Consider the following 12,581-nt stretch of genomic DNA (forward strand, 5'->3'; position numbering starts at 1 on the left):
ATGTTTGATTTTAAACAAGATTCTTTTCGGGTAGTATTTGTGCGACAGCACGCAACCGCCAAGCGGCTGATAAGGAAAACACTATGTTAGACCAAATGGAATGGACGCAACGCTATACCGATTTCTTGTCCGATAAAACACCAAGGGCAGCCCGTATTGTCTATCAACGCGATCGGGCACGAGTCATTCACTCGGCTTCTTTTCGTCGTTTGCAGGCCAAAACACAGATTTTTGGTTTGAATGAGTCGGATTTTTTTCGGACTCGCTTAACTCATTCAATGGAAGTGGCGCAAATTGGCTCTGGGTTGGTGGAGCAGTTGATCACGGTTGGCACCGATGCCTTGGGGGTTGAACAGGACTATGTGCGTTGGTTGCCGTCGATGTATTTAATTGAGGCGATCTGTTTGGCGCATGACTTGGGTCACCCACCTTACGGACATGGTGGCGAAGTCGCGCTTAATTACATGATGCGCGATTTCGGTGGCTTTGAGGGGAATGCACAAACGTTACGGATTTTAGCCAAGCTTGGCGAGTATACGCATGACAATGGATTGGATTTGTCGCGCCGAACGACACTGGGCGTAATGAAGTATCCGGCAATTTATCAAGATGTTCTGTCGCAAAGCGAGGATTATCAACAGAAGCTGATGCGCCCGGATGCGCAAGATTTTAGAGTGTTGGATTTTGCGAGTTGGACGCCCCCGAAAAGCTTATATGCCGAAGAAAACTACATGCTTGAGTGGGCCTTAGAGCCCTTTAATCTGGCTGATAGAACGCGCTTTACCCAAGTTGCACCAAGTATTGGTGGCCACAATCGCACGCAATATAAAGCCTTAGATACAACGATTATGGAACTGGCAGATGATATTGCTTACGGTATTCATGATTTGGAAGATGCCGTGACCATGAAAATGGTGCGTCGCGAGCGTTGGCAGGCACAAGTAATGGAAAGTGATGTGTTTGCTAAATATCCGTTGTGGGACGATAAAATGACTGAACGCCTATTTAGTGATTCTTCTAAGGCGCGAAAACACGCGGTCAGCCAGATGGTCGGCATTATGGTTGAAGCGATTTATATGGATGTGAATCCGCAATTTTCTCACCCGCTTTTAGCTTATCAAGCGAAATTGGAAGAGGGGGCGATGGCGGTATTGGAATTGCTGAAAAAGTTTGTCTTTGAAAATGTCATCACAATTGCCGAAGTTAAGCAGATGGAATACAAAGGGCAGTTGATTGTTTTGGAGTTGTTTAAGTCACTGAGAGCAAATCCAAGTGCGCTTTTGCCTTCTAAAAATTATGCGAAATATCTGGTGCAAGAGAGTGAGCAGCAGCAGCAACGAGTTATTTCTGATTACATCGCGGGGATGACGAATACTTACGCATCGCGTTTATATGCCAAGCTGTTTACGCCGACGCAAGGATCGATTTTTGATATGTTATAAGCCCTTATTTACCGCGATTTTTCGGATAGTGGTATTTTCGGACTTTAAAGGGTTGAATGTCTTGTGGAGCAAGTACTTCAATGCCAATGTTTGTTAAAGCACTTTGTGCATCGGTTGTTTGAAGTTGTTCGTTAAGTCGCTGTTGCGCCCAATTCAAATGCGCATCAACCATAGCGCCGAGTGTGTTGATTTTGGTATTAACGGCATTCAGTGCTTGTGTCAAAGTGCTTTTGGGGGTGGTTTTTTGGTTAAGGTTCCCTAACGCAATCGCTAAATTACGTGTCCACTTGGCGTAACCGATGCGTCGGATTGGTGAGCCTTCAAAGTTGTTTAAAAAAGTATGTTCATCCCAGTTGAACAATTCCAGTAGTGAAATTTTGTCAAGAAGATGACGATGGGTAAAATCTCCCTCCTGGCTATAAGCGGCAAAGCGATTCCACGGGCAGACCAGTTGACAGTCATCACAGCCATAAATGCGGTTGCCGATTAATGGACGCAGCGCCTCTTCTATCACGCCATCGTATTCGATCGTCAGATAGGAGATGCAACGGCGTGCATCGATTTGGTTGTTTGGCAAAATTGCTTGGGTTGGGCACTCATCTAAACATGCGGTGCAAGGACCGCATCCTGAAGGCAAGGGCGTGGTGTCAACCGGTAGAGGAAGATTGATGTATAGCTCGCCAAGAAAAAACCAAGAACCGGCGCGTGGGTGAATAATTAAACTGTTTTTGCCGATAAATCCAAGTCCGGCTTTAGCTGCAATGGCTTGCTCCAAGACAGGGGCGCTGTCGGTAAAGGCTCGAAATTGCAGTTGCGGCGCATATTCGGCAATTTTTTTCGCTAGTTTTTGCAGTCGTTTGCGTAATACTTTATGGTAGTCTTTGCCGAGTGCATAACGCGATATATAAGCTTTCTCGGGTTGATGTAGCTGCTGTAGGGCGTTGTAGGCGTTAGCGTCAAAATAGTTTATGCGCACGGAGATAATGCGCACTGTACCGGGCACGAGTTCTGCTGGGCGAGTCCGCAAGGTTCCATGGCGCTGCATATAGTCTAATGTGCCATGTCTGCCTTGCTCGAGCCAGTCAAAGAAATCGGGTTCGTACTGGCTTAGGTCACAGTCGCTGATGCCAACGTCGGAAAACCCCAGCGTCTGCCCCCAGTCTTTAATCTGGCTGGCTAGATTTGCGAGTTGTGTTTCGTCTAAATCCGACATGAAATAATCCCAGCGATTGTTACTAAAATCGTTATTTTAGCAGAGCGGAATGAGCATAAGCAGCTTCCGCTTAACGGAGAATATTTTTGGAAAATTCATTGCAGTTTTTCTTGGCAGATGAGTCGGCCAGTCAATCTTTGGCGCAGGGCCTGGCAACGCAGCTGGAAAAAGCCCTAAGTGAAAATCGGCTACAGAGCGGTTTGGTTATCTATTTAAAGGGAAATTTAGGCGCTGGAAAATCGTATTTATCGCGCGCTTTTATTCAGCATTTTTTGCCGGATCAAAAGGTGAAAAGCCCGACCTATACCTTGGTAGAGTCTTATCCAGTGGATGTTTCGCAGAGACCGTTAGTCATTCACCATTTTGATTTGTATCGCTTGTGTGATCCGGAGGAGTTGGAATATTTGGCCATTCGCGATCTGTTGCAAGGGCGGTTTATTGCCTTAGTTGAGTGGCCGCAAAATGGTTATCCTGTGCTACCCGCAGCGGACATGGTGATTGAATTAGCGTATTTAGAGAAGGGCCGACACGCGACAGTTCAATTGTCTAGCTTAGCTGCTCAAATGGCTTTTCAAGGTTTTCGCTTTCCTTAAGTCAGGTTTTTGGCATTGAGATTGCTTGAAAATTAGATGCCCCAGCCAGCGTTCATTGGCTTCAGTGCGGGATTGCAAGGCGCTTATTTTGGGCTTGCCTTGAAATTTATGGTCATCGCTATGGCATGACGGTTTTATATAGGTATCAAGATGGAGGTTTGATGTGTTGCCAATTAAAGCAAAACAGACAGTAAAATCGAATCAGCATCGCCTGTTTTTACAGGGAGCGAGTTTGCCTGCGTCTTTTTACCGCGACGTGATTAAGTTATTCTTCCTGGTCGGTTTGTCTTGGGGGTTATTGCTCAACAGCGCATTAGCCTTTGCAACGGGCTCTATTCAGCAGGTTCGGGTTGGACAGGATGCGCAAAAAACCCGTATCGTGTTTGACTTAAAAGCTAAAACTAAGTTTCAAGTGCGGATGTTGAATAATCCATCCCGTGTGGTGGTGGTTTTTAATAACGTTGCGAACAATATCAGTTTTACCGATAAGGTATTTAGCGATGCTCGGTTGTATAAAATGTTAGTTGCTGAGCAGGGGAAGCAGACGCAAGTCACGCTGCAATTGCATAAAACACTGGATGTTAGCAGCTTTCATTTGGCGGAAAATGCTAAGGGCTTTAATCGCTTGGTGATTGATTTAAAAGAGGTTGAGACTCAACCCATTGAAAAAACGTTTGTGATAGCCAACGCTCCGAAGAAAAGTACGCATGTTGAACAGCCAAATCCGATTGTGCAAAAAAATGTGCAAACAGCTGCGGCAGAGCCAAGCTCAGAGTCGGTTCAAGCGAAGCAAGGTGTCTCAAATGAATCATCTGTGTCACTGGTCAATAAGACTGAGCCATCGCCTGAGATGATTGCCAAGCCTGATGATTCGCCACAAGGTAGTATTGAGCAGTCAATCGACATTTTACTGAGTGCCACCCAGCAGGCGGCTCAGCCAGAAAATGCATTGGAAACATCGGCTGAGAAACCGGTTGCGCCTTTAGTTCAATCTGAGCCAGTAGTCAGTGAAAAAACGTCTGAAGATGTATCGTTAATATCCGCCAATCAGGATATAAAAGCCAGTGTTGAGCAGATTGTTCGACAGCAAGTCGATACTAATCAAAAACTGGTGGTCGCTTTGGATGCTGGTCACGGAGGTAAAGACCCTGGAGCGATTAACCGACAAACCCGTTTAATGGAAAAAGAAGCAACATTACAGATGGCTAAAGAGCTGAAACGTTTAATTGACGCTCAGCCGAATATGCGTGCGGTTTTAATTCGTGATCGCGATGTTTTTATTCCATTGGGTGAGCGCCAAAAAATTGCCAAACAAAAAGGGGCGGATGTATTTATCTCGATTCATGCAGATGCTTTTGATGATCCTACTGTGCAAGGCGGGTCGGTGTATGTTTTGTCTCGTCAAGGGGCGAGTTCACATATGGCAAAGCTCTTGGCAAAGAGTGAAAATGCGTATCTACAAGATGTGAGTTTAAAAGGTTTGGATGATGATGTTGCTTATGCATTAAGTGATTTATCGCGGCGTTTTAATATTGAGCACAGTCAGAAATTAGCCAATTCGGTGTTAGAGGAGATGGGTAAGCGCGTTACCATGCATCGTCCGCAAGTACAATCGGCCCAATTTGCTGTGCTTAAAGCGATTGATATTCCTTCAATGCTGATTGAAACAGCGTTTATCTCCAATCCGAACGAGGCTCGCAATTTGATGAACCCGCTGTTTCAAAAACAAATGGCGAATGCGATAGTGGCAGGATTAAGTCGTTATGTGAAAAATTATCGCCAAGTTCCGATACAAGGAACCAACACGTTGTTTGTACGTTATGAGGTGCGTAAAGGCGATAACCTAACCATGATAGCCAAAAAGTTTAATGTTTCGATCGCAAAAATTAAATATCATAATCAAATTCAAAACAGTAATCGTTTGCAGTTGGGCAAGCGCTTACGTATTCCTGTTACGCCGGATTTGTTAGCGCGTATTGATCAAATCAGTTAATGTCAATCGTTCAATGGTTCACGGCCGTAGAACCATTCGAGTTGTATTTCGTTAATAACACCACAAAGTGGAATGTCCCACGGTTGCGTTGGCAGTGTGGTGATTTTTTGCAAGCTGTGTGCCCAGCCAATTAAATGCGGCTTGGTATTTTTGTGTTGGTGCTGCTTAAACGCAAAGGTTCGGTCATAAAAGCCGCCACCCATGCCCATTCGATTGCCGGAATCGTCATACGCCACTAAAGGGGTGAAAACCCAGTCGAGTTGGCTTGCGCTTATAGTGCTTGTATTGAATGGTTCTGGAATGTGAAAGCGATTGTTTTTGAGTTGGCTGTCAGGTCGATAGAGCGCAAATGTCATTGGTTGTTCGCTGTGCTGCTGTAAAACCGGTAAGTAGACACGATGAGAAGTGTTTTGCCATAAATATTGAATCAAATTCTGACTGCTTAATTCACCGTCTTGAGAGATAAAGAGAGCGATGTTTTGTGGATGATTAAAGGCGTTCGAGGCAAGCAGTTGTTGTGCATTTTTTAGGGCTTGTTGTGCGTGCTGCTGTTGTGTGGCTGAGGTTAATTGACGACGTTGATGGCGTAATTGTTGGCGTAGGTCTTTGCTGAATGTAGTCGGCGTTGAAGGCATAAATAGCAGAGAGACGTTATTAATCTTAATCACTAGTGTAGCGATATTTGCCAAGACATGGGTAAGAAATAAAGCATATAGCACGAGCTAAAATCCCTGAACCGTTAAGTTCAAGGTGGCAGCCTCCCACAAAAAGTTTAGGCTTCCCGGGTTAGCTGACGCTAACGAGATGCACACCACTTAAGGTGTCTGGCCCCAATTTAGTAAGTATCGGAACGGGGTTTAAACCCGTGACCATATGCCTTGCTGGCATTATAACAAAACTGTTGATTGAGAAAATTGATAACTCGAGTAGAAAAGCAAAATTATTGAGTGTTACCAAAAAACTTAAAGGATATTTAGTGTTATGGCGCGGCGGATACAGTTAAATGCGCGGACTTTTGGGCGGTCTCTCACTAGAAAGGCATAAGCCTTTGCTCTGCCTTTATAATTTTTGAGAAAGTGGCTTTGGTTTAATTAACGGAGGTTTCGGTTGACGATTGTTGTGTTTGTTGCTCAATCGCGTTGGTTAAAATCGCATGAATAGCATCAATTTTGGCTTTCATATCTGACGCGTTGTGATAAGCCTCATCTTTAAGTTGAAGCAATTCATAAGCGATATTAATGCTAACCATCAATAAATTTCGTTCGTTACGACTCTCTTTGGGTAACTTCAGCATTTGTGTTTCAACCATGTTGGCGGCTTCTACAAGGCGAGTTCGTTCGTCATCTTCACATTGGAATTTAAAACGATGCCCCATCATATTGATTTCGATCATGGTGTAGCTCCTAAAGCGGCTGAAGTTTTTGGTTGGTTTCAGCAAAATTTTTTCAATTGCGTTATGTCTTGTTTTTGTTGGTACGCAAAAGGGTTGAAGTTGGCGCTTTGCCAAGTGTTAGATAATATTAGATATGGTATTATTCCCCAATTAAACAGCTTTAACAAGAGAAGAAAATGATGGATTTTCAGCGCCTAAACGAAGCGGTAACGCCTTATCCGGAATTAGAGTCGCCGTCCTTTTTACAGGGCATGCTTATCGGCTTATTGTGTGTTGATAGTGATATTCAAGAATCGGTATGGATTCGTAGAATATTAGAAGAAGCGCAAGTTAAGTCAGTTAAAGAGTCGTTCTTGATTGCACTGCATGAGATGTTTCTTGAGACCAATAAGGGGTTAAATGGTTCCGGGTTTGAATTGGCTTTATGCCTGCCAGATGACGGGGATTCCTTGGTAATGCGCGCTGCCATGTTAGGGCAGTTATGCGAGGGATTGATTTATGGCGTAGGTCTGGGTGGTGGATTGAATGAAATGGAAAAAACATTAAATGAATCGGTACGCGAGCTGATTAATGATTTAAGCGAAATTGCCCGAATTGATGTTAGTGCTTTAGGTGAATTGGAAAAAGAGGCCGATGTTGAGCAGATTGAACAAGATTTAATGGAGTTATCTGAGTTTGTCAAAGTGGGAATTCTGACTCTAAATGAAGAATTGAACCCCGTAGATGCCGCGCCGATTATGAGTGTTCCGGATAGTGAATACCAACTTCATTAATATTGCTTTTGCTGCTTTGGAGAATAAATGCACGCACCTGTCTTAAATCGCCAGACTTTATTTAGCCGCTTAAAAGATAACAGCGCTGTATTGGTTAAGTCCGGCGAAGAGTTAATACGTAATCGCGATGTTGAGTTTCCTTTTAGGGCGCATAGCGACTTTTTCTATCTAACAGGATTCAGTGAGCCAGATGCCTTACTATTGATGAGTAAAATTGATGGCGAGGAACGAACGACTATTTTTTTGCGCCCAAAAAATTTAGAGCAAGAAATCTGGCAAGGGCGGCGTTTAGGCGTGGAATCCGCCCCCGCCACGTTACAGGTCGATCAGGCCTATTCCATCGAAGAATTAGATGAATGGTTGCCGGAGTTGTTAATCGGCAGTGAGCAGTTGCTCGTCAGCTTTAGTGATTTTTCCGAATGGGCGGAGATCATTGCGCCTTTGATTGAACAACTTAAAAAGCAAGTGCGCAAAGGCGTGGATAGCCCGACCACTTTGTTCGATCTTGATGTTCTATTGCACGAACAGCGTTTAATTAAAAATCATCGCGAAATTGAGTTAATGCGTAAAGCGGCGCAGATTTCGGTGCAAGGGCATTTGGCGGCGATGGCTGTGGCAGCAAGTGCCAACAGTGAGCGCACGGTGCAAATCGCGCTGGAAAATGCTTTTTATCAGCATGGTGCGCAAAGAGTGGCTTTCAATTCAATCTGCGCCAGTGGTGAAAACGCCTGTATTTTGCATTACACAGAAAACAATGCGCCTCTACAAAGCAATGCTTTGCTACTGGTTGATGCTGGTGCAGAGTATCACGGCTATGCGGGGGATATTACGCATACTTTTCCGCCGTCAGGTAAGTTCAGTACTGAACAAGCGGCGCTTTACAGCTTGGTATTAAAAGCGCAACAAGCGGTTATCCAAATGATTAAACCTGGTGTGCTTTATGGCGATTTGCATCAGACTACCTTGCGGATTTTGACCGCTGGGTTGTTGGATCTGGGGTTGCTAAAAGGCGACTTGACGACGCTTGTCGCGGACAAGGCTTATACCGAATTTTTTATGCACGGCACTGGCCACTGGTTGGGAATGGATGTGCATGATGTTGGTAAGTATAAAATCGATGGGGAATGGCGTCCGCTGGAAGTTGGTATGGTGCTTACCGTTGAACCTGGTTTGTATGTTTCGGATCGGCATCAGAATGTGTCTGCAAAATGGCACAATATTGGGATTCGAATCGAAGACGATGTATTGGTTACCGAAAAAGGGTGTGAAGTGTTAACTGCCGGTTTGCCGCGTACTGTGGCAGAGATTGAACAGTGGTTTGTTGAACATTCGCACAAATGAGGTTAGTAAAGTATGCAGAATAGTTCAGATGTGCTTATTGTTGGTGGTGGGCCGATCGGTCTTTTATTGGCATTGGGTTTAGGCCAGCAAGGTATGCAGGTTCGATTACTGGAAGCGCAGCCCTTGCAGGATGAAACCGCAAGCCATTCAACCAATAATGCGTTTGATGGTCGAGTACTGGCCTTATCGTTTGGCTCAATTGAAGTTTTGCATAAACTGGGCGTTTGGCAAGCGCTAAAACCCTTTGCCACTGCAATTGAACACGTGCACGTTTCGCAAAAAGGGTATTTAGGCATTACCACTCTTCATGCGCGTGAAATGGGGGTGAATGCGTTAGGTTTTAGTGTGCAAGGACGAGATTTGGGGCGTGTTTTATGGCAGGCAGTTCAAGCGCAGAGTGCCGTGGAAGTTTTTGCACCGGCTGTATTAGAGGGGTTTAGTGATGATGCTAATCAGCCGTTGCCGATTTGCGCCCAAGTTCTTCTTGATGGTGCTTTACAAGAATTTTACGCGCGTTTAATTATCGGCGCTGATGGGACTCAGTCGATGGTTCGTCAGACGCTTGGATTGGCTTTGCAAGAAAAATCGTATGATGCCTATGCGGTTTTAGCGCAAATCGAAACAGAGCAACACCCGCAGGGTTGGTCTTATGAACGGTTTACCTTGGATGGTCCTGTGGCTTTATTGCCGATGAACGGTCATCAGCATAAGGCGGTGATGGTGATTCCACAAACGCAGCTGGCAGAGGTGATGGCGCTCGATGATCAAGCTTATTTGCAGAAATTCGCTGACAAAATGGGTGAGCGTTTAGGTGGTTTTGTTGGTATTAGTCCGCGTTTGGCTTATCCGTTAAAAGAGGCGTATGTCGATAATTTTACGCAAGGGCACGCACTGTTACTAGGAAATGCCGCGCATACACAGCATCCGGTAGCCGCTCAAGGCCTGAATCTGGGGATTCGCGATATTGCGGTTTTACTCAACCAAATCGAGCAGTTAAATCTGCCGCCGACTCAGTCGGTAGAGCAGTTATCGTCCCAGAAGTTTTTACAAAATTATGCGGCGTTACGTCAACCAGACCATCAGAACGTGCTGGGTATGACCGACAGTTTGATCAGTGTTTTTCAGCATTCATCTCCTTTAGTCGGGCATTTGCGCGGCCTTGGTTTAATGGCATTGCAAGCACTGCCGGCAGTAAAAAAACGTTTTTCGCGTTTTGCAATGGGCAAAGGATAAGGGTGACATTGAATGGCTACGCAAGCAGACATTTATCAACAAGTATGGGATGTGGTGGTGGTTGGTGGCGGCATGGTTGGTGCTGCAGCGGCTTTAGGTTTAGCTAAAAACGGTTTTTCGGTTTTGGTTTTAGAGCAGCAAGCGCCCAATATGGATTGGAATCGACAAACGCCTGTCGGGATTCGTGTTAGTGCCTTGACCCGGGCCTCAGAAAATATTTTGCGAAACTTGAACGTTTGGTCATTTATTGTTCAAAATCGCCACCATCCGTTTCGATCAATGCACGTTTGGGATGCCTTTAGTTCAGCGGAGGTCACTTTCAATGCAGCTGAAATTGGCGAAGCGAATTTGGGCTATATCATTGAAAATGATTTGATTCAGAGTGCGCTTTGGCAGGGCTTTGCTCGAGAGCCGAATTTGGCTGTATCACTGGGCAGTAAGATCATCGATTTACAATTGCCAAATGCTGATGATGCGATTGCTAAGCTCAGTTTAGATAACGATAAAACATTGCAAGCCCGGTTGGTGATTGCCGCCGATGGTGGACGTTCGCAGATTCGTCAGCTTGCGAATATAGGCTTAAATCGGCAAGATTATGATCAGTGTGCAGTAGTTGGTATTGTTAAGACGGAATTGCCGCATCAGGACACGTGTTGGCAGCGTTATACCGAAAACGGCCCTTTTGCGTATCTGTCTATGGGGAATAATTACAGCTCTATTGCTTGGTACTTACCCATTGAAAAGCAGCAATGGGCGTTATCGTTGAGTGATGCAGAATTTGCTCAAGCGCTTGGTAAAGCCTCTGATTATCGATTGGGTCAGGTTGTTGAGGTCGGTCAGCGCGGCGCGTTTCCTTTGATTCGCCAGCATAGTAATCATTATGTAAAACACGGTTTGGCTTTAATCGGCGATGCGGCACACACGATTCATCCGCAAGCTGGACAAGGAGTGAATCTTGGGTTGTTGGATGCGGCTGCACTTGTCGATGTTTTAAGTGCTGCGAAACAAGCGAATCGGGATTTTTCAACATTGGCTTGCTTGCGAAAATATGAGCGTTGGCGCCGCGGAGATAATGCGTTGGTGCAGCGCTCGATGGAGTGGTTTGCTTGGTTTTATCAAGACAATGCGCTTAAAAATGGTGTTCGCCAAGGGGTGTTGCCTATCGTTAATCACTTTAAACCTGGCAAGAACTGGCTGATGGAACAAGCGTTGAATGGTCGTGAGGCTTTGCCCAGTTTGGCGCAGTTGTATGCCATTTAATCGATTGTCTTTGTGAATCAATTCACAGATTGTTAATGTGTACTGTTCTTAAATGGGCTCTTAATTTTTTATTAAAGAATCATTTATATCGGATTTATTTCCGCCTTTAAGGGCGTAACCGGAATTACAGCATGAATTTAAAAGCTCTATTAGGTGTTGCTGGCGTTCATCGAAAAGAGAGTCCGCGCGCGCGCAGTGTTGGACGCACTTTTGAATATTTGGTGGCGATTGCGGTCCTTCTGGTTTTTTTGCAGCTGGTACTTTCCTATACCCATTTTCCAATAGAATACGCTTGGTTGGACAGGGTTTTGTGGGGGGTTTTTGTCGCGGAACTGGTTGTTAATTTAATCCTTGTACAAGATCGTTCGCGCTATTTGCTGCATAACTGGTTAAGTGTATTAATTGTATTGGTTGCGGCGCCGTGGATATCCTGGCAAGGGGACTGGGCGTTAATCTTCAGGGCTTTACGTTTGGTGCTGTTTCTGCGCTTTGTGTCGACCTTTTTTCAAGATGTGTTACTTTTGTTAAAACGCAATCGTTTTGGACAGATTCTTTCTGGGTTTGCTTTTTTGGTCATCGGCTCGGGTGGCATCTTCTCCTATATCGAACAACGTCCGATTATTGATGGTATTTGGTACGCACTCGTGACGATTACCACCGTTGGCTACGGTGATGTGGTGCCTCTTACCCAAGAAGGGCGGATTTTTGGTTCAGTGCTTATTGTTTTTGGAGTGATGTTCTTTTCGTTGGTTACGGCGAACTTCTCTGCGTTTTTAATCGGTTCGGATCAGCGTAAATTGGAGCGCGAGATACTGAATTATGTGCGCCAAACTGAAAAACGCTTGGCTACTCAAAGTCTTCAGAATGAGAAGCATGTCGAGAGCATTATGTTGCACTCGACTCAGCAAATCGATCGCTTAAAAGAGGAGTTGCACCGTTACCGCGCGTTGGAGGAGTATTTGTTGGATATGCAGCAAAAAGCCGATCCAGTTCCGGAGGAATTTACCACTTTGAAAGAATCGAGTGATCAGCCTTCTATTAGTAATGAAGGGCGTGCTAATCCATACTCCCACGTTGGCCCATCGCCATTTAGTTCGCCGCATCTTAGTGCGCTTCAAGACATTGAGCATGAACTGCTGTCTGTTAAACGCAAATTAAGGTAATCGCTGCAGACTGATAGCGTCTGATGAGACGTGGGGTGAGTTCCTACGCGTGAGGCTTGCAAAGGTCGCTTTGATGCAATCCCTTTCATCCATAGATTTGCTATGCATTTCGTGGAAGCCCATAATTTGCTCTTTGCAACGCCTCGCTTAAGTTAATTGGGCTGACTTAATGTGTCT

Annotated in this window: 11 protein-coding genes; 8 read left to right on the forward strand and 3 right to left on the reverse strand. The window is 45.1% G+C overall.

The genetic code is table 11. The features are described from left to right. Positions 1-83: 83 nt before the first annotated feature. Complete coding sequence (locus HRR27_RS05275; RefSeq protein ID WP_173271564.1) at positions 84-1,442, forward strand: anti-phage deoxyguanosine triphosphatase; 1,359 nt, start codon at positions 84-86, stop codon at positions 1,440-1,442. Between the two features lie 4 nt (positions 1,443-1,446). Here the strand turns inward: HRR27_RS05275 and queG are convergent, their stop codons facing one another. Next, complete coding sequence (gene queG, locus HRR27_RS05280; protein ID WP_173271566.1) at positions 1,447-2,655, reverse strand: tRNA epoxyqueuosine(34) reductase QueG; 1,209 nt, start codon at positions 2,653-2,655, stop codon at positions 1,447-1,449. An 86-nt stretch (positions 2,656-2,741) separates the two neighbouring features. On the opposite strand from queG, the gene tsaE reads away from it, so the two are divergent. Both tsaE and HRR27_RS05290 read left to right on the forward strand, forming a co-directional pair. Further along, complete coding sequence (tsaE, locus tag HRR27_RS05285; protein WP_173271574.1) at positions 2,742-3,248, forward strand: tRNA (adenosine(37)-N6)-threonylcarbamoyltransferase complex ATPase subunit type 1 TsaE; 507 nt, start codon at positions 2,742-2,744, stop codon at positions 3,246-3,248. Between the two features lie 163 nt (positions 3,249-3,411). Further along, complete coding sequence (locus tag HRR27_RS05290; protein WP_173271576.1) at positions 3,412-5,241, forward strand: N-acetylmuramoyl-L-alanine amidase; 1,830 nt, start codon at positions 3,412-3,414, stop codon at positions 5,239-5,241. 2 nt (positions 5,242-5,243) lie between these two features. Here HRR27_RS05290 and HRR27_RS05295 read toward each other — a convergent pair whose 3' ends face one another. Further along, on the reverse strand, positions 5,244-5,960 hold the full coding sequence (locus HRR27_RS05295; protein ID WP_173271578.1) for a 5-formyltetrahydrofolate cyclo-ligase: 717 nt from the start codon (positions 5,958-5,960) through the stop codon (positions 5,244-5,246). Between the two features lie 368 nt (positions 5,961-6,328). Continuing rightward, complete coding sequence (locus HRR27_RS05300) at positions 6,329-6,634, reverse strand: cell division protein ZapA (protein WP_173271580.1); 306 nt, start codon at positions 6,632-6,634, stop codon at positions 6,329-6,331. Positions 6,635-6,810: 176 nt separating this feature from the next. Between HRR27_RS05300 and HRR27_RS05305 the strand changes: the two genes are divergently transcribed. The 5 genes from HRR27_RS05305 to HRR27_RS05325 all read left to right on the forward strand — a co-directional run bounded on the left by HRR27_RS05305 (position 6,811) and on the right by HRR27_RS05325 (position 12,404). Continuing rightward, positions 6,811-7,407, forward strand: coding sequence for a UPF0149 family protein (locus HRR27_RS05305; RefSeq protein WP_243830888.1), 597 nt, complete (start codon positions 6,811-6,813; stop codon positions 7,405-7,407). A 27-nt stretch (positions 7,408-7,434) separates the two neighbouring features. Beyond that, positions 7,435-8,748, forward strand: coding sequence for an aminopeptidase P N-terminal domain-containing protein (locus tag HRR27_RS05310; protein WP_173271582.1), 1,314 nt, complete (start codon positions 7,435-7,437; stop codon positions 8,746-8,748). Between the two features lie 12 nt (positions 8,749-8,760). Further along, positions 8,761-9,981: an FAD-dependent monooxygenase gene (locus tag HRR27_RS05315; protein WP_173271584.1), complete on the forward strand. Its 1,221-nt coding sequence runs from the start codon at positions 8,761-8,763 to the stop codon at positions 9,979-9,981. Positions 9,982-9,993: 12 nt separating this feature from the next. Next, complete coding sequence (locus HRR27_RS05320) at positions 9,994-11,241, forward strand: FAD-dependent oxidoreductase (protein ID WP_173271586.1); 1,248 nt, start codon at positions 9,994-9,996, stop codon at positions 11,239-11,241. 131 nt (positions 11,242-11,372) lie between these two features. Continuing rightward, positions 11,373-12,404, forward strand: coding sequence for a potassium channel family protein (locus HRR27_RS05325; protein ID WP_173271588.1), 1,032 nt, complete (start codon positions 11,373-11,375; stop codon positions 12,402-12,404). The last annotated feature ends 177 nt before the right edge of the window (positions 12,405-12,581 follow it).

It is taken from the genome of Thiosulfatimonas sediminis (assembly GCF_011398355.1).
GTDB lineage: Bacteria > Pseudomonadota > Gammaproteobacteria > Thiomicrospirales > Thiomicrospiraceae > Thiomicrorhabdus > Thiomicrorhabdus sediminis_A.

Coding starts and splice junctions, on each gene's coding strand:
- HRR27_RS05275 (WP_173271564.1), top strand. CDS start 84: ATGTTAGACCAAATGGAATGGACGCAACGCTATACCGATTTCTTGTCC.
- queG (WP_173271566.1), bottom strand. CDS start 2,655: ATGTCGGATTTAGACGAAACACAACTCGCAAATCTAGCCAGCCAGATT.
- HRR27_RS05300 (WP_173271580.1), bottom strand. CDS start 6,634: ATGATCGAAATCAATATGATGGGGCATCGTTTTAAATTCCAATGTGAA.
- HRR27_RS05305 (WP_243830888.1), top strand. CDS start 6,811: ATGATGGATTTTCAGCGCCTAAACGAAGCGGTAACGCCTTATCCGGAA.
- HRR27_RS05310 (WP_173271582.1), top strand. CDS start 7,435: ATGCACGCACCTGTCTTAAATCGCCAGACTTTATTTAGCCGCTTAAAA.
- HRR27_RS05315 (WP_173271584.1), top strand. CDS start 8,761: ATGCAGAATAGTTCAGATGTGCTTATTGTTGGTGGTGGGCCGATCGGT.
- HRR27_RS05320 (WP_173271586.1), top strand. CDS start 9,994: ATGGCTACGCAAGCAGACATTTATCAACAAGTATGGGATGTGGTGGTG.
- HRR27_RS05325 (WP_173271588.1), top strand. CDS start 11,373: ATGAATTTAAAAGCTCTATTAGGTGTTGCTGGCGTTCATCGAAAAGAG.